The following is a 17,508-nucleotide window of genomic DNA, read 5'->3' on the forward strand; positions in this document are numbered from 1 at the left end:
TCACATTTGACTGCATCCCCAGGGTGTGCTACACGGGCCACGCGCGTTGCAGCACTGCGCCCAGTTCCTGCGCGTGTCCGTCGAGCGTGCCAAACACGCGGCCATGTTGATGATGGAAGCGGCTGGCGATAAAGCGCTCGGCGTCGTCCGGGTGGGCGTACGCCAGCATCAGCGCAGCCTGTGCCGTAAGTGCCAGCCCCTGCGCGATGCGGCGTGCGGAGGTTTCCTGGATGTCGCCCGGCTGATGCAGCATCGCCTGCAGCGCGGCCAGCTCCGCACGCACGGCACGGTGGCCGTGCGCGCGCTCGCCAATGTCGTGCACCAGGCGCAACGCATCGTCCGGCGTGCGGGCGATGGCGCGCAGCACGTCCAGGCACATCACGTTGCCCGAGCCTTCCCAGATGGAATTGACCGGCGCCTCGCGGTACAGGCGTGCCATCGGGCCTTCTTCGACATAGCCGTTGCCGCCCCAGACTTCCATTGCCTCGCCGGTTGCTTCGACGGTGCGCTTGCAGACCCAGAACTTAGCCGCGGGCGTGACGATGCGCTTCCACGCTGCGGCCAGCGGATCGACATCGGCACGCTCGAACGCGTTGCCCAGTTCCATCATCAGCAACGTCGCCGCTTGCGATTCGAGCGCGAGATCGGCCAGTACGTTGCGCATCAGCGGTTGGTCGGCCAGCAGGCGGCCGAACGCCATGCGGTGGCGTGCGTGGTGCAGCGCCTGCATCAGAGCGTGGCGCAGGATGGCCGCGCTGCCGATCACGCAATCCAGCCGCGTGTGTGTCGCCATCTCGATGATGGTCGGAATGCCGCGTCCTTCCTCGCCGATGAGGATGCCTTCTGCGCCGCGGAATTCCACTTCGCTGCTCGCGTTCGAGCGGTTGCCGAGCTTGTCTTTCAGACGCTGGATCTGGATCGGGTTCTTGCTGCCGTCATCGCGAAAGCGCGGGACAAAGAAGCACGACAGCGGCCCGTCTTCCGCGCCCATGCGCGCGACTACCAGGTGCGCATCGCACATCGGTGCAGAGAAGAACCACTTGTGCCCGGTGATGGCGTACGTCGCGCCACGGCCCTCGCCACGCAAGGGCGTTGCCACCGTGGTGTTGCTGCGCACATCGGAGCCGCCCTGCTTTTCGGTCATGCCCATGCCGACGAGGATGGCGGTCTTCTGGCGCCACGGCAGGTCACGTGCGTCATGTTCGCGGGCGTAGAGACGCGGCCCCAGATCGGCAAACAGCGCGGTCTCGTTCTGCAGCACGGGGATGCTGGCGAATGTCATTGTCGCCGGGCACAGCGTGCCGGATTCGATCTGCGCCTGCATGAAATAGCCCGCGGTGCGGGCGGCCCATGCGCCGGGGCGCGGGTCGGCAAACGGCAGGGCCTGCAGCCCCTGGCTGCGCATCAGGCCGAGCAGCGCATGCCACGCGGGGTCGAAGCGGATGGCGTCGATGCGCTCGCCAGTGCGGCTGTGGGTGTGGAGTTCCGGGTGGTAGGAGTTGGCCTCGGCGGCCCACTGCAGCGTCTCGGGCGCGCCGAGTTGGTCGCCGAAGGCTTGCAGCGCGCTGGCGTTCCAGCCGCCGCCCAGACGTTCGAGCGCGCCTTGCAGCGTGGCGTCGGACGTAAACGGGTTGAAGCCGGTCAGGTCCGGGACTTGGTTGAAGACGCGGTGCGTGGCCTCGGTGGGCATTGGGGGTCTCCTGGGTCACCTTTGTTTGTGAACACATGGTAGACCCGTGGCGGTTCGGCTGCGTAAACGGACTCCGTGGCGGGTGGCTGGTTGGTCGACCGCTCGCCATTGCGCGCCGCCCACCCTCGTAATGGAAATACAAATGCGAAGAGGCGGGTTTATTTAGACCGCCACTCCACAAGCGCTTATTCATTCGAAAATTCCAAAATGATCGGCGTCCGATATTTGAGTGATAAATGGTCTCTGTGTCTCAACGCCCGGTCATGCCGTCTCAATATGCGTTCTATTAACGAGATAGCGCCGCGATATAAAGGGAAAAAAAGCCTAAAAAGCCTTGTGTGGTAACGGTTTCACCGGCGACCAGTATTGACGGATGGGGAGGCTTTTCTTAGCATCGCGTCCGGATCAATGTGCCAGTCAAAATAAATAAGAAAGGCTGCGCTGGTCTGACGGGGGATTTCCAAGGGATAACACGCAGCCATTGCACCGATTGTCGGTGCCGGTATGCAAATCCCACGCGCTATTCCCTCGTGACGGGGGAGTGCCTGGCAGCAGTCAGGCTCTGAATTTCGCAAGAACGCTCGAGAGAAAAAGCTCGCAAGACAGCGGGCCTGAACGAGGGAGAAATGCGCGTGCTCACACAAAACAGCCCGTTTGGCCGGCGTGGGGTTGCCGGATGGTCGATGTTCCGGCGTCTGGAGGCGCAGGGGCGGGAATGGCTGCGCCAGGGCCTGCTGGCCGTGCTGGCGATCTGGCTGACGGTGTTGTCGCAAGGAGCGCTCGCCGCTGCCTGCACCGTCTCATTCTCGACCAACATGAATGCGCAGAAGTCCTATGTCTTTACGGCTGCGGACACGAGCAACTGCGACCCCTTCCTGTCCGGCATTGCTTACGATTCTTCCGGCGGTACAAACAGTTCATCCGGCCCGCTCTTTCTTACGGCGACCGCCCAAGGCGGCAAAGTCGCCATCTACAGCGGTTCGGTACCGCCATCGGGGGATCCGTATACCAATGGTTTCGTTTACACGCCGCCGAGTAACTTCAGCGGCACTGATACCGCCACGTTCTACACCAGCAATGACAGCGTCACCTGGGTGCCTAACGGTATCGTGAGCATTGCTGTAATCCCAACTGCGCCGACGGTGACGGGCATTGCGCCGAACACAGGGACGACCGGCGGCGGCACCTCGGTCAACATCAGCGGCACCAATTTCACCGTCGCCACGGCCGTCAAGTTTGGCGCGACCAACGCCACCAACTTCACCGTCAACAGCGCCACGCAGATCACGGCAACATCACCGGCGGGCAGTACTGGCGTTGTTGATGTGACGGTGACCAACGGCGGCGGCACCAGTACCACCAGCGCGGCTGACCGGTTTACCTACGTGCTGCCGCCAACCGCCGGTCCGACCAGCATTACCGTGGCGCACGGCAGTACTAACAACCACGCTACGGTGGACGTCACCGGTGCAACCAGCGTGGCTGTCGGCACGCAGCCGACCCACGGCACGGCCACGGTCTCGGGCGGGTCGATCACCTACACGCCCAACCCGTCGTACTCAGGCATGGACTCGTTCACCTACACGGCTAGCAATGCGGGCGGCACGACGGCGCCGGCCACAATCACCGTCACCGTGTCGAATGCGACGGTCAACTACGCGCCGTCCTCACCCGCTGGCGGCACTGTCGGTGCGGCCTACAGCCAGTCACTGGCGTCGGCCAGTGGCGGCACGGCGCCGTACACCTATACGATCGCGTCCGGCGCGTTGCCGCCAGGGCTGACGCTGACAAGCAACGGCATGCTATCGGGTACACCAACCGCCGATGGCAGCTTCAACTTTGCGGTAACCGCCACCGACAGCAGTACGGGCACGGGCCCGTTCTCTGCCACCAGCAGCACGCTGTCGCTGGTGATCGGCACGCCAACTATTACCGTATCGCCGGTTTCGTTGACGAACGCGACGGTGGCTGCGGCTTACAGCCAGACGATAACGGCCAGCGGTGGCACAGGGCCATACACCTATGCCATCACCTCCGGTGCGCTGCCCGCCGGGCTCACGCTCAGTTCGGGCGGCGTGCTGTCGGGGACGCCCACGGCGGGCGGCACGTTCAACTTCACCGTGACCACCACCGACAGCAGCACCGGTACTGGCCCATATACGGGCAGCCGTACCTATACGCTGGTCGTCAATGCACCCACGTTGGCGCTCACCCCGGCATCGGGCAGTCTCAGTGCTTCAACCGGCGTGGCGTACAGCCAGACCTTCACAGGCAGCGGCGGTCTGGCGCCATACACCTATAGCCTTGCGGTCCATAGCGGGACGATGCCGACCGGTCTCTCGTTCAACACCGGAACCGGCGTGTTGTCCGGTACGCCGACCACCACGGGCGTGGTCAACTTCTCGGTGACTGCCACCGACCACGCAACGGGCGCGGGGCCGTACAGCACGTCTGGCACCTACACGCTGACCACCTCGGCGCCCACCATTACCGTGTCGCCCACCACCCTGAGTGCGGCGACTGTCGGCGCCGCCTACGGCCAGACTGCCGCGGCCGGCGGGGGTGCCGCGCCTTACAGCTACGCGCTGACTGCCGGTGCGCTGCCGACGGGCCTGAGCTTGAACGGCAGCACTGGCGCGATCACTGGTACGCCCACGGCGGGCGGCACCTTCAACTTCGCGGTCACGGCTACTGATGCCAACAGCTATACCGGCTCGCGCGCGTACACCCTGACGGTCAACGCAGCTACCGTCTCGGTCAGCCCGAGCACGTTGCCGGGCGGCACCATCGCTACGGCATACAGCCAGACCATGTTGGCCAGCGGCGGCACAGGTCCCTACACGTATGCCGTCACGGCAGGTTCGCTGCCGACGGGGCTGACGCTGTCCAGCAACGGCACGCTGTCGGGTACGCCCACGGCGGGTGGGGTGTTCAACTTCACCGTCACCGCGACTGACAGCAGTACCGGAACCGGCCCTTACACGGGTAGCCGTGCCTACTCGCTGACGATTGGGTCGCCCACCTTGACCATCACGCCGGCCTCGGGCTCTCTCAGCGGTGTCGCAGGCACCGCTTACAGCCGCAACTTCACGGCAAGTGGTGGTACGAACCCATACACCTATGGCTTCGTGGTGAATAGCGGCACTGTCCCCACGGGCCTTACGTGGAACGGCACCACCGGCAGGCTGGCAGGGACCCCAACCACGGCCGGCACGGTCAGCTTTACCGTCACCGCTACCGACAGTTCGACGGGGACGGGTGCTCCGTTTGCGGTAAGCGGTGTCTACACGCTTACCATTGCCGCGCCTAGCCTGACGGTATCGCCGGCCACGCTCCCCAACCCGGGGATTGCAACGGCGTACAGCCAAACCATAACGGCGGCCAACGGCACCGCGCCGTACACCTATGCTGTTACGGCGGGCGCATTGCCGGCTGGCCTGAGCCTGAACACCTCCGGGTTCCTGTCGGGTACACCCACCGCAGGCGGAACGTTCAACTTCACCATCACGACAACGGATGCCAACAGCTTCACGGCCAGCCGTGCTTACAGCGTCACCATCGGTGCGCCCACGGTCACGGTGAATCCGGCGGCCGCAACGTCGGCCCAAGTCACCACGGCCTACAGCCAGACCTTCACAGCTACCGGCGGTACCGCGCCCTACACGTACGCCGTCACCACCGGCACGTTGCCTGCGGGCCTGAGCTTGAACGCCAGCACTGGCGTTCTGTCGGGCACGCCCACTACGCTGGGCAGCAGCTCATTCACAGTGAGGGCCACCGACAGCAGCACGGGCACTGGCGCCCCGTACAGCGGTACGCGCAGCTTCACGATCACGGTGGGCCAGGTGATCGGCACCGCGCCGGCAATCACGGCCACCACCATGTCGACGGCACCGATCACGCTGCATGCAACGGCCAATGCAACCGGCGGTCCGTTCTCGTCCGTCACGATTGTCAATCCGCCTGCCAGCGGCACTGCCGTCGTCAACGGTCTGGACATCGTCTACACGCCGACCCAGACCACCTCCGGCGCAGTCAATTTCACTTATGCGCTGATCAACACGGCCGGCACGTCCGCGCCGATTCCGGTAACGGTCAACGTGAACGCCGTGCCGATTGCGGTGGCGCAGAGGCAGGCCATCACGTCGTCGGGCCAGGGGGTGAGCGTGGACTTGACCGAAGGCGCCACGGGTGGCCCCTTCACGGCGGCGACGCTGGTGTCGGTGGTGCCCTACAACGCGGGTACGGCCAGCATCGTGCAGAAGGCGATCCAGACACCGGCCGGCCTGAAGCCGCAGGCAGTGGCGGCATCGACGTACGTGCTGAACTTCACCCCGTCAGGCACCTACAGCGGCCAGGCCGTGCTGACGTACACGCTGTCCAACGCGTTCGCCACCTCGACGGCTGCAACGGTGCAGGTGAGCGTGGCGCCGCGCAAGGACCCCTCGGCCGATCCTGATGTGGCAGGTCTGATCAACGCGCAAGTGCAGGCCGCGCGCCGCTTCGCCACCACGCAGATTGACAACTACAACCGCCGCCTGGAAGCGCTGCACGGCACTGGCCGGCCACCCTCGAGCAACGGTTTGACGGTCGCCATGCCGGGCCAGCGCGCAGACATGCAAGCGCGTTGCCAGGATGTGGCCGGCATTTCCGCGCACGATGCCTGCATGCGCGGTGACGGTCAGGGCGTGCGGCCATTCGCACGCGGCAAGCGCAACGCCGATGCGGCCAGCGGCAGCACCGACAAGTCGACCGCCGATGCCGGCCCCGATCTGCCCGGCGCTGATGCCGCCAGCGCGGGCCCGGACAACACCGACCCGAATCTCGCGTTCTGGAGCGCCGGTACGCTGGACTTTGGTTTTGCCAGCGCTGGCACGCAACGCTCCGGTTTCCGCTTCACCACAGGCGGTGTGACGGCCGGCGCGGACTACCGCGTGTCCGATCAGCTCTCGATCGGGGGTGGGTTTGGTTACGGGCGTGACTCCACCGACATCGGCAACGCGGGCACCAGGAGCACGGGCGACAGCTATAGCCTCGCGCTGTACGGCAGCTATCGCCCGCTGCCTTCGTTGTTCGTCGATGGTGTGGCCGGCTTCGGCACGCTCAGTTTCGACTCGCGCCGCTGGGTGACGGACTCCAACGACTTCGCCACCGGCAAGCGCAGCGGCAAGCAGGTTTTCGCCTCCGTGTCGGCCGGCTATGAGCATCGCGATCGTGCGTGGCTGATCTCGCCTTACGGGCGCCTGTCGGTCTCGCAATCGACGCTGGATCAGTTCACCGAATCGGGCGCCGGCATCAACGCGCTGACGTATTTCGACCAGACGGTGACGACGGTATCCGGCACGCTCGGCCTGCGTGCGGAATACACGCAGAAGACCAAGTGGGGCACGTTCCTGCCGTTCGCACGGGTGGAGTACCAGCACGACTTCAATGGGCAGAGCAATGCAGGTTTGGCGTATGCCGATCTGGCATCGGCAGGCCCTGCTTATTACGTGCCGGGTACACCGTTTGGGCGCGATCGAATGCAGATCGGGTTGGGGACAAAGTTCCGGACTGGCCCGCTCACGTTTGGGTTGGACTACAGCGTGATGGCGGGCATGGGGGGCTTGCAGCAGGGGGTTCGGTTGACGTTTGCTGCACCGTTCTGAAGCAACAAGCGGTAAGCGCTAACAAAAAGCCAGCCTTCGGGCTGGCTTTTTTGCTGGGCGAAATGTCAGCGCATCAGGGTGAAGTCGAGGATACCGCCGGCTTTTCCCCAGTCAGCAAGTAATGCATCAGTTCCCGCACCGGCCGAATCGCCTGCCCAAATGGGAGCTTGCCCGCACCGCGGAAAAACAATCCGCGCTCCACATCCCCACGCAGCGCCTGCGCAAGCTTCAGGTCAATGCAGAACTGCCCGACCTTGCCAATCCCATCCCGCAGCCCGCAGGTCTGCAAACAATCGAACCCCTGCAGACAATCCCGCACCTTGGCCTTGGCCTGCAGCGCGCTTTCGCGTGAGAGATACCGCGACAACCACGGCGTCATCACTGCCCGCGCCGGCAACCCAGCCACGCTGACAAACTCGCCGATATCCCCTTGCTCCGCGCCCGTCAGCACCCGCTTGAAGCGCACGTGCGCATCGCCCTCCTCCGTCACGGCAAATGCAGTGCCGAGCTGCACCGCAGCGGCGCCCTTGTCGAGCCAGTGCTTCACCTTGGCATGCGAATCGATGCCGCCCGCGAGGATGATCGGAATCTGCTCCGCCGCCAGTCCCAGCTTGATGAACAATTCACGGCATTCATCCAGCACGCGCGCAAACGAGAACCGCTCGTCTCGCAGATCTTCGATGCGAGCTGCGCCCAGGTGGCCGCCCGCATGTGTCGGATGCTCGATCACCACCGCGTCGGGCAGCCGCGCCTTCTTCATCCACCGTTTGAGCACGACGCCTACGCCGCGCGAGTCGGAAAGAATCGGGATGAGCGCCACCTTCGGATGCTCGGCCGTCATCTCCGGCAGGTCGAGCGGCAGGCCCGCGCCCATGACGATCGCATCGGCGCCGCTCTCGCACGCCTGGCGCACCAGCGCAGGATGCGATTCCACCGCCTTCATCACGTTCACGGCGATCATGCCGTTGCCTTGGCTGCCTTCACGCGCGGCGCGAATCTCGCGGTCCAGCGCAACGAGGTTGGCGGCGTTGATGGCGTCCTTGTCGCGCGATTTCTCGGTTGCGGCGACGAGATCTGCGTGGTGATGCCGCAAGTCGATGCTGGCGATGGTGCCGACGCCGCCTTCGCGCGCCACGGCGCCGGCCAGCCGGTGCGCCGAAATACCCACGCCCATCCCGCCCTGCACGATGGGTACGAGGCTGCGCCCCGCGAGTGTGAACCGACGCTCCAGCATGACAACTCCCAGCGGCCGTGCCGCAATGCAATAGAAAAGGGATTGAGGGTCGCACAGGTGAAACGCGGCGGGGTTGCGCAAGATCAAGGCGGGCCGCGCCGGTGCGCGCCGCCGCACATTGCGTGGCGGTTTGGACTGAAATGACCCGTCGACCGTCATCTCACTGGTTTTCGTGCTGGCAACGCCGGCAGCCCTGTGCTTAAATTCAGCCTCGTTGGATGAAACAGGGGTGCCGTACGGATGGGCCGTGCGGCTGAGAGAGTCCCTTCGCACCCGATCCGGTTCGTACCGGCGTGGGAAGTTTCAGAACACCGCGTAGTCTCTGGCAGCCACCCCCTCAGTTCTTCGGGTCACGCCACCTCTCCCGGTTTCGTCCACTGCCTGCTCCACCAGGCCACAGAATCAAGGACGAGACCATGCCCCAAGCCAAAAACGCCCCCGCCGCATCGTTCGACTCGCTGCAGTCCGAGCTCGACCAGAAGTTCGCCTATCCGGCCTCCAGCAAGACGTACATCGTCGGCAGCCGCCCGGACATCCGCGTGCCGATGCGCACCATCAAGCAGACCGCCACGCGCACCGACAAGGGCGAGATGCTGAACCCGCCGGTGCCGGTGTACGACACGTCGGGCCCGTACTCCGATCCCGATGTGCACATCGACCTGCAGGCGGGCCTCGCCCCGCTGCGCGCCAAGTGGATCGACGAGCGTGGCGATACGGAAATCCTCTCGGGCCTGTCGTCCGAATACGGCCAGACGCGCGCCAACGACCCGGCCACGGCGCACCTGCGCTTCTCGCACATCTCCAAGCCGCGCCGCGCCAAGGCCGGCGCCAACGTGAGCCAGATGCACTACGCGCGCCGCGGCATCATCACGCCCGAGATGGAATACGTCGCGCTGCGCGAATCGCTGAACCTGCAGGCACTGCAAGACAAGCCCGAGTACCGCCAACTGCTCAAGCAGCATCCGGGCTTCTCGTACGGCGCGAACCTGCCGCAGCGCCCGGAAGACATCACGCCGGAATTCGTCCGTGCCGAAGTCGCCGCGGGCCGCGCGATCATCCCCGCCAACATCAACCATACCGAGCTGGAGCCGATGGCCATCGGCCGCAACTTCCGCGTGAAGATCAACGGCAATCTCGGCAACTCGGCGGTCACCTCGTCGCTGGCCGAGGAAGTGGAAAAGATGGTGTGGGCGATCCGCTGGGGCGCCGACACGATCATGGATTTGTCCACCGGCAAGCACATCCACGAGACGCGCGAATGGATCCTGCGCAACTCGCCGGTGCCCATCGGCACGGTGCCCATCTACCAGGCGCTGGACAAGACCGGCGGCGTGGCTGAAGACCTGACGTGGGAGATGTTCCGCGACACGCTCATCGAGCAAGCCGAGCAAGGCGTGGACTACTTCACCATCCACGCGGGCGTGCTGCTGCGCTACGTGCCGCTCACGGCCGACCGCATCACGGGCATTGTCTCGCGCGGTGGCTCGATCATGGCCAAGTGGTGCCTCGCGCATCACAAGGAAAACTTCCTGTACACGCACTTCGACGAGATCTGCGAAATCATGAAGGCGTACGACGTGTCGTTCAGCCTGGGCGATGGTCTGCGCCCCGGTTGCATTGCCGACTCGAACGACGCCGCGCAATTCGGCGAGCTGCACACGCTGGGCGAGCTCACCAAGAAGGCGTGGGAGCACGACGTGCAGGTCATGATCGAAGGCCCGGGCCACGTGCCGCTGCAGCGCGTGCAGGCCAACATGGACGAAGAGCTGAAGCACTGCTTCGAAGCCCCGTTCTATACGCTGGGCCCGCTTGTGACCGACATCGCCCCGGGCTACGACCACATCACCAGCGGCATCGGCGCGGCCAACATCGGCTGGTACGGCACGGCCATGCTCTGCTACGTCACGCCCAAGGAACACCTGGGCCTGCCGGACAAGGAAGACGTGCGCGAAGGCATCATCACCTACAAGATCGCCGCGCATGCAGCCGACCTTGCCAAGGGCTGGCCGGGTGCGCAGCTGCGTGACAACGCGCTGTCGAAGGCACGCTTCGAATTCCGCTGGGAAGACCAGTTCAACCTCGGCCTCGATCCGGAGAAGGCACGCGCCTTCCACGATGAAACGCTGCCGGCCGAGGGCGCCAAGATCGCGCACTTCTGTTCGATGTGCGGTCCGAAGTTCTGCTCGATGAAGATCACGCAGGAAGTGCGCGACTACGCGGCCACGCTCGACGCCAACGCCACCGCCGCCGCAGTTAACCCAACTGCGGGCATGGAAGAGAAGTCGATCGAGTTCCGCAAGAGCGGCAGCAAGATCTACAGCTAACCCACCGGTGCAATGCCAACCTCAACTTCATTCGACGTAACGATCCTCGGTGGCGGCCTCGCCGGCCGCCTGTGTGCCTGGCAACTCGCGCAGACGGGGGTGCCCCCCGCGCGCATTGCCTTGGTGGAGCGCGGTCCGCGTGACGGCAGCGGTGCCGCGGCGTACGTTGCCGCGGCCATGCTGGCGCCGCTTGCCGAAGCCGCCGTGGCCGATCGTTTTGTCGTGGACTTGGGGTTGGCAAGCCTGGCGCTGTGGCGCGATTGGTTGCCCAAGCTGCGCACGCCGGTCTTCTTCCAGGAGGCCGGCACGCTGGTGGTGTGGCATGCGGCGGACCGTGGTGAGGCGTCGTTGTTTGCCAACCACGTGCGCAATGCCGCGCCGCCCGAGCGCGTGGCCGCCGATCTGCGTGCCGTGGACGCGTCCGGCATTGCCCAACTCGAGCCGCTGCTCGCACAACGCTTCACGCAGGGGCTGTATCTGGCAGGCGAAGGTCAGCTTGACCCGCGCGGCGTGCTGGATGCGCTGGCGACCGAGCTGGAAGCGCTCGGCGTGCAACTGCGCTGGAATACCGAGGTTGTCGATCCGAGCCCCGACGCACTGGCTGCCGCCGGGCTGGGTGCGCGCCTGGTGCTCGATTGCCGGGGCCTCGGTGCCAAGCCGCAGTGGCCGCGACTGCGTGGCCTGCGCGGCGAAGTGGCGCGCATCCATGCGCCGGACGTGTCGCTCACGCGGCCGGTGCGCATGCTGCATCCGCGCTACCCGCTCTACATCGCGCCCAAGCCGGGCAATGTCTACGTGATCGGCGCGACCGAGCTGGAATCCGACGACATGTCGCCAGCAAGCGTGCGCTCCACGCTGGAATTGCTGTCTGCGGCCTACGCCGTGCACCCCGCGTTTGGCGAGGCGCGCGTGCTGGAGCTGAACACGCAGTGCCGCCCGACGCTGCCGGACCACCGTCCGGCCGTCCGCTGGGATGGCGCTGGCACGTTGTCGGTCAATGGCCTGTACCGGCACGGCTACATGATCGCGCCCGCCGTCACCCAAGCCGCGGTGGCAGCGGCGTGCGACGTGCTGGACGGCTGTGCCTTCGATACGGACGACTGCGAATGGCCCGAGCTATTCGCCGCCGCTGCATCGCCTGAACCTGTTTTGTCATGACGCTGAACGTCACCCTCAACGACCTGTCGCTGGCCCTGCCTTTGGGCAGCACGCTGGCCGACGCCATTGGTGCGGCCACGCCGCAACTGCAGATCGCGCCGCCGTTTGCCGCATCCGTGAATGGCGATTTCGTGCCCAAGGCGCGCCATGCGCAGCACGCGCTCAAGACAGGCGACCGCATTGCACTCGTGCAGCCCGTCGTGGGCGGCTAGGAGTCTTCGATGACCACTACGAACCTTTCCGCCGTGGCTGATCCGCTGCGCCTCTACGACGAAACCTTCGCCTCGCGCCTGCTGCTCGGCACGGCGCGCTACCCGTCGCCGCAATCGCTGGAAGACGCCGTGCGTGTGTCCAACCCGGCCATGCTGACGGTGGCGCTGCGCCGCCAGAGCGCGGGCTCGCCCGAGGGCGGCGCCGGCTTCTGGAAGATGCTGCGCGAACTCGGCGTGCCCGTGCTGCCGAACACCGCTGGCTGCTATTCCGCCGACGAGGCTTATACCCTCGCGCAGATGTCGCGCGAATTGTTCGAGACCGACTGGATCAAGCTCGAAGTCATCGGCGACGACTACACGCTGCAGCCCGATACACTCGCGCTGCCGGCCGCTGCCGAACGCCTCATCCGCGACGGCTTCAAGGTGTTGCCGTATTGCACCGAAGACCTCGTGCTGTGCCGCCGCCTGCTCGACGTCGGCTGCCAGGCGCTGATGCCGTGGGCTGCACCCATCGGTACCGGCCGCGGGCCCACCAACCCGTATGGCCTGCGCCTGCTGCGCGAGCGCCTGCCCAACGTGCCGCTGATCGTCGATGCGGGCCTGGGTGTGCCGTCACACGCCACGCAAGTCATGGAATGGGGCTACGACGCCGTGCTGCTGAACACCGCTGTCGCGCAGGCGGGCGACCCGGTGGCGATGGCGCAGGCGTTTGCGATGGCCACGCAGGCCGGTCGCCTTGCGCGGCTGTCGGGCCCGATGCCTGAGCGTGATGTCGCGCAGGCCAGCACGCCGGTTGTTGGGTTGCCGTTCTGGCATGCGGAAGAGAAGCAGGCATGAGTGCATCCGCCTTGCGTTTTTCCGCCGCGTGGCCGGAAGCTGCAGCCCTTGCTGCGCAGATCGTCGATCGCCATGTGGAAGCCTTCGGCCGCGCGCCGCACGCCTGGAGCGTGACCGACCACGCTGACGAAGCCACGAGCACCGCCACGGTCCTGCTGACGACCGATACGGCGCAAGCCGAACGTGCTCGCTCTGCTGGCGCCGCTGTTGTGTTGACTGCAGTGGAAGGCGATCAACGCATCGACACCGTGTACGACCGCCTCGGCACGTACCGCTTCACGTCTGCGGCGCAAGGCGATGCATTCGATGTGCGCTTCGTCGCCATCTTCGGTGCGGCACTCGCGCTGGCATTCGAACCGCGCGATGCGCTGTGCGTGGCGCGCGCGTGGATTGCCGAAGGCAATGCCGATGCCCTCGCTTGGCCCACGCAATTCGATGCCCTGCCCCGCGTGCTCGAACCAGCGTTGCCTTGCCCGACCGCAGCGGACCTTGCCTTTGCGCCGTGCCCGACGCAGCTCGGTATCTACGCCGTCGTGCCGGATGCGGATTGGGTGGCGCGCCTCGTCGCGCTCAAGGTGCCGACGTTGCAGTTGCGCTTCAAGTCGGACGACGCGCAAGCCGTGGTCGACCAGGTGCGCCGGGCAGAAGCCGCCGCACGCGGCAGTGCCACGCGCCTGTTCATCAACGACCACTGGCAAGTCGCGCTTGACGTGCACACTCAGGCGCCCGACAGCGGCATCTACGGCATTCACCTCGGCCAGGAAGACATCGACGAAGCTGACCTGGTGGCGATCCGCTCGGCCGGTTTGCGCCTTGGCATCAGCACGCACGGCTTTGCCGAAATGCTGCGCGTCGCACCGCTGAACCCGAGCTACCTTGCACTCGGCGCTGTGTTTGCCACGCCCACCAAGACCATGCCGACCGTGCCGCAGGGCCTCGGCCGCCTGTTCGCCTACGCGGCGGCCATGCGCACGCGCGAGCCGGCACCGCCGCTGGTGGCCATCGGTGGCATCGATCTGCCAGCGATGCCGCGCGTGCTGGAATCGGGCGTGGGCTGTGTGGCGGTGGTGCGCGCCATCACCCAGGCGGCCGATGTGCCGGCTGCGGTGGACGCACTGCAAGCGACGTTCGCGGCGCACGTGCGCGCGTAAGCATCGTCCGCCGCACCTCTGTGCGCCTGCGCCGCGCACCCGCGCTTTTGCTGACCTATCCTGTTCGTGCGCCGCTGCGGTTGTCGTCGCAGCGGCTTTCCAACACACGCTGCAGGAGACAAGACATGGCGGTCCAGCCCATCCCCGAGGGTTACCACAGCGTCACCCCGTACCTGAGCATCAAAGGCGCCGCGCGCGCGCTCGATTTCTATAAGCAAGCCTTCGGCGCCACCGAACTCGTTCGCATGGATGGCCCCAACGGCACCATCGCGCACGCTGAAATCCGCATCGGCGATTCCCCCATCATGATGTCGGACGAAGCGCCGGACACGGTCTGCGCCAGCCCCGACACGCTGCAGAGCACGTCGGTGGGGCTGATGATCTATGTGCCCAACGTCGATACCGTGTTTGCCAATGCCCTGAAGGCCGGCGGCACGGAAGTGCGCCCCGTGGTGGACCAGTTCTACGGCGACCGCTCCGGCACGCTTAAAGACCCGTTCGGTCACGTGTGGACGGTGTCCACGCATGTGGAAGACGTGGCGCCCGACGAGATGGCCAGGCGCATGGAGAAGTGGACGAAGGAGCAGGCGGCAGCGTCGGCCTGATATCGGCGGTGCAAAGAAAAAAGCGCGGACGAGAGCCGCGCTTTTTTTTTTGTTCCTGCGTTCTCGACTAACTGCCGCGTCGAACATATCCCATCGTTGTTCATTCGTGCCGGCCTCAGGGGCGATGAAGTCAAAGAGTGTTGAGTCTCGTCGATTTCGTGCGCGCCGCTCCGACACTGGTGGATCTGTGTGCATTTGCATCTTCCACCCTGAGTCCTGCACGATGACTATCCCTGAACAGGCTCTGCCCGAAACTACCGTCACCGCCCGCCGCCGCTCGTTCTACGGCATCAAGGTGACGGATATCACCCTACCCGGCGGCCCATGCCGCAAGGTCGTCTATCCCGCACCGCTGCCCGGCGTCATCATCTTCGTCCATGGCGTCAACTCCACCGGCGAATGGTTCGACGCCGCAGAGGAAGGCCTTTGCAAGGGGCTCAACGCCCGCCTACAACGCAACGACGAGCAGGTCGCCTACCCCAAGGAGAGCGGCAAGCTCCGCCCCATGCGCTATACAGCCGAGCTGACGGAAGACGGCTATATACGCCGCGACCTCAAAGCCAACACCTTCATTGAACCGGGCAGCGGCACCAGCCCCGTCATCCGTTTCCGCTGGGGCTACAAAGCCAGCAGCGAAGACGTCGTCCAGGAAGATGGCACCGTCCGCAACGAGCTTGCGAGTGTGGGCGGCAATATTCTGCTCGACGAGAAAAACGCCTGGGGCGGCGGTCCGTTCGTGAATGGCGCCTCCGCTCTGCCGGATCTGTTCGGCAAGGGCACTGACAGCGAAGTTTTGGGCGGTCTGTTTGAACTTCAGCACTTGCAGACCAGTGACCGCCAGATCTATAGCGCGCCCACGCGCCACTACCAGGCCTTTGCCGCGTGGCGGTTAGCCAAACTGGTCGCTCGCATCCGCGAGCTGCACCGCGACATCTTCGAACGCGATTGCCCCGTCACCGTCGTCTGCCATAGCCAGGGCAACATGGTGGGCTTGGCCTCTGCCTACTTCGGCGCCAACCATATTGAATTCGGAGCGAACAAAGAAACCGGCGCCAAAGGTTGGGGCGTAGCCGACACCTACGTCCTCGCCAACCCGCCTTACAGCCTGCGCGGTAGCCGCCTGGATAACTTCAGCCAATTTGACGGCGCAGGCCGCGTCACCTACGACGCGCGCGTTGCAGGCCTCAAGGGCTTCTTCGACATCGTGCGCCACTTCCGGGCCCGGCCCAACACTACAGCCACCACGCCGTGGATCAGCTCGGATTCAACGCGTGCCCCAAGAATGGCGACACCCCGCGCACTGCCGCACAGGACAGCGCTGACCACCAGACCAGGGGGCGCGTCTTCCTCTATTGCTGCCCGCACGACCGCGTCATCTCTGTCTCACCGGTGCAGGGCATGGGCTGGCTTGGCTTGAACGACAAGGATGTGCAAGCCACCGGGGCTCAGCGCATTCTGTTCCAACGCGTCTGGGCGCAAACCAAGCCGGGTACCCCGTACAAGGTTGGGGCAGAACCCGGCTACCGTTACCGCTATTGGCACGACACCATCGGCGCCACGCCGGCCGATGTGGGCAGCGGTTGGGATGACACCACCGGCACCTTCAAACCGCGGAACACCAAGCCCACCTTCTGGACGCCGTCCCCTGACACCGCGGGCGTTTCCTTCGCCAGGATCTGGGGCGATTCGCGCAAGAGCATTTGGGGCAAGCTGGTCGCCAGCGCTGCCGGCGTTCCAATCCAAGCCATCATGTGGGGCGGCCAAGCCGTGAAGGGCGCCACCAACGTCAATGCCGACCCAGCGGATGACTGGGCCGTGCTGGTCAATGCCCCCAAGGTGCCCGGCGGCGGCATCGTGCCCCAAGCCGTCTACCTGCCGCACGGCGCGCCTCGACCCGGCGAGACCTCACATCCGGATGGCGTGCGCACCATCGGCCCCTTCAACGCGCACAAGGAATCCGCCAGCGATGCGCTGAACCGCAAGCGGAGCATTCCAGAAGGCCAGTTCGACCCCTACGCCGAGCAACGCAAGACCGGCCACGGCAATGCCGCCAGCGAAGCCGCCATGCGCTACGACCAGAACGCCGGGGTGCGCCAGCGCGCGCGGCGCGAACTCTACAACGACGACGGCTTCCTCAGAAAGGGCGTGCTCTTTGCGGAAGACGACGTCGAGAAGATGAACGCCGCACAACACCACACCTTGCGCGGCACCACGTTTGGCGCTTTCGAACAGCAAGAGCGCACGGCGCTGATGAAGGACGGCGAAGACGCGCAAGCCACCAACCACTCCACCATCCTCACCAACGCCATGCATGCCGAACATGTGCTCGCGTATGACGTGGACGTGGGCTTGTGCCACTTCGATGAGTTGTTGATGAACCAGTTGCGGCGGATGGCGGATTGGCGGTGGTGTGAGCCAGTAGACAAGGACGAATACCCGCCGGGGCGCGATCCCAAGAACGACAGCGAGTTCACGTACTACGGCACGAAGGCAGCGCTCTACGACAACGGCCCGTTGGAGCAACACAAAAACCTAGCGGCTATCAAGGGCGCTGTCAGGGCTATTGGCATTGACGACGCGCGAAATCCCGGGCGCTTAGATGCGTACCACACGTCGCCAGACGGACCACGCTACGCCTGAGGAACCCAC

Annotated in this window: 9 protein-coding genes, 1 pseudogene and 1 riboswitch; of the genes and pseudogenes, 8 read left to right on the forward strand and 2 right to left on the reverse strand. The window is 65.3% G+C overall.

Annotated elements, in window-relative coordinates; translation table 11 throughout:
* Positions 1 to 28: 28 nt before the first annotated feature.
* Positions 29 to 1,690, reverse strand: a complete 1,662-nt coding sequence (locus tag BEK68_RS17585; protein ID WP_012436809.1) for an acyl-CoA dehydrogenase family protein — start codon at positions 1,688 to 1,690, stop codon at positions 29 to 31.
* Positions 1,691 to 2,316: 626 nt separating this feature from the next.
* Between BEK68_RS17585 and BEK68_RS17590 the strand changes: the two genes are divergently transcribed.
* Positions 2,317 to 7,338 (forward strand): putative Ig domain-containing protein, encoded by a 5,022-nt coding sequence (locus BEK68_RS17590; RefSeq protein ID WP_012436810.1) that lies wholly within the window; start codon positions 2,317 to 2,319, stop codon positions 7,336 to 7,338.
* A gap of 73 nt (positions 7,339 to 7,411) precedes the next feature.
* Here BEK68_RS17590 and BEK68_RS17595 read toward each other — a convergent pair whose 3' ends face one another.
* Positions 7,412 to 8,572: an NAD(P)H-dependent flavin oxidoreductase gene (locus BEK68_RS17595; RefSeq protein ID WP_004628391.1), complete on the reverse strand. Its 1,161-nt coding sequence runs from the start codon at positions 8,570 to 8,572 to the stop codon at positions 7,412 to 7,414.
* Positions 8,573 to 8,787: 215 nt separating this feature from the next.
* Positions 8,788 to 8,889: riboswitch (TPP riboswitch) on the forward strand.
* A gap of 99 nt (positions 8,890 to 8,988) precedes the next feature.
* Here BEK68_RS17595 and thiC point away from each other — a divergent pair.
* The 7 genes and pseudogenes from thiC (at position 8,989) to BEK68_RS26480 (ending at position 17,499) form a co-directional block, all read left to right on the forward strand.
* On the forward strand, positions 8,989 to 10,896 hold the full coding sequence (gene thiC, locus BEK68_RS17600) for a phosphomethylpyrimidine synthase ThiC (RefSeq protein ID WP_012436811.1): 1,908 nt from the start codon (positions 8,989 to 8,991) through the stop codon (positions 10,894 to 10,896).
* 12 nt (positions 10,897 to 10,908) lie between these two features.
* Positions 10,909 to 12,054, forward strand: a complete 1,146-nt coding sequence (locus tag BEK68_RS17605; protein ID WP_012436812.1) for an FAD-dependent oxidoreductase — start codon at positions 10,909 to 10,911, stop codon at positions 12,052 to 12,054.
* The gene (gene thiS, locus BEK68_RS17610) at positions 12,051 to 12,266 is read left to right on the forward strand and encodes a sulfur carrier protein ThiS (RefSeq protein WP_004628385.1); all 216 of its coding nucleotides are present in this window, start codon (positions 12,051 to 12,053) and stop codon (positions 12,264 to 12,266) included. The genes BEK68_RS17605 and thiS overlap by 4 nt, the downstream gene beginning before the upstream one ends.
* Before the next feature lie 9 nt (positions 12,267 to 12,275).
* A complete protein-coding gene (locus tag BEK68_RS17615; protein ID WP_012436813.1) occupies positions 12,276 to 13,103 on the forward strand; it encodes a thiazole synthase in 828 nt (275 codons plus the stop codon).
* Positions 13,100 to 14,254: a thiamine phosphate synthase gene (locus tag BEK68_RS17620; protein ID WP_012436814.1), complete on the forward strand. Its 1,155-nt coding sequence runs from the start codon at positions 13,100 to 13,102 to the stop codon at positions 14,252 to 14,254. The genes BEK68_RS17615 and BEK68_RS17620 overlap by 4 nt, the downstream gene beginning before the upstream one ends.
* A gap of 125 nt (positions 14,255 to 14,379) precedes the next feature.
* Positions 14,380 to 14,859: a VOC family protein gene (locus BEK68_RS17625; protein WP_012436815.1), complete on the forward strand. Its 480-nt coding sequence runs from the start codon at positions 14,380 to 14,382 to the stop codon at positions 14,857 to 14,859.
* Positions 14,860 to 15,082: 223 nt separating this feature from the next.
* Positions 15,083 to 17,499 (forward strand): annotated as a pseudogene (locus BEK68_RS26480) (T6SS effector phospholipase Tle3 domain-containing protein).
* The last annotated feature ends 9 nt before the right edge of the window (positions 17,500 to 17,508 follow it).

The sequence above is a fragment of the Ralstonia pickettii genome, assembly GCF_001699815.1.
In the GTDB taxonomy this organism is placed as follows: domain Bacteria; phylum Pseudomonadota; class Gammaproteobacteria; order Burkholderiales; family Burkholderiaceae; genus Ralstonia; species Ralstonia thomasii.

Bases quoted from the DNA above. Each gene is read 5' to 3' on its own strand.
- thiS (WP_004628385.1), top strand. From the start codon at position 12,051: ATGACGCTGAACGTCACCCTCAACGACCTGTCGCTGGCCCTGCCTTTG.
- BEK68_RS17605 (WP_012436812.1), top strand. From the start codon at position 10,909: ATGCCAACCTCAACTTCATTCGACGTAACGATCCTCGGTGGCGGCCTC.
- BEK68_RS17585 (WP_012436809.1), bottom strand. From the start codon at position 1,690: ATGCCCACCGAGGCCACGCACCGCGTCTTCAACCAAGTCCCGGACCTG.
- BEK68_RS17620 (WP_012436814.1), top strand. From the start codon at position 13,100: ATGAGTGCATCCGCCTTGCGTTTTTCCGCCGCGTGGCCGGAAGCTGCA.
- BEK68_RS17595 (WP_004628391.1), bottom strand. From the start codon at position 8,572: ATGCTGGAGCGTCGGTTCACACTCGCGGGGCGCAGCCTCGTACCCATC.
- thiC (WP_012436811.1), top strand. From the start codon at position 8,989: ATGCCCCAAGCCAAAAACGCCCCCGCCGCATCGTTCGACTCGCTGCAG.
- BEK68_RS17615 (WP_012436813.1), top strand. From the start codon at position 12,276: ATGACCACTACGAACCTTTCCGCCGTGGCTGATCCGCTGCGCCTCTAC.
- BEK68_RS17590 (WP_012436810.1), top strand. From the start codon at position 2,317: ATGCGCGTGCTCACACAAAACAGCCCGTTTGGCCGGCGTGGGGTTGCC.
- BEK68_RS17625 (WP_012436815.1), top strand. From the start codon at position 14,380: ATGGCGGTCCAGCCCATCCCCGAGGGTTACCACAGCGTCACCCCGTAC.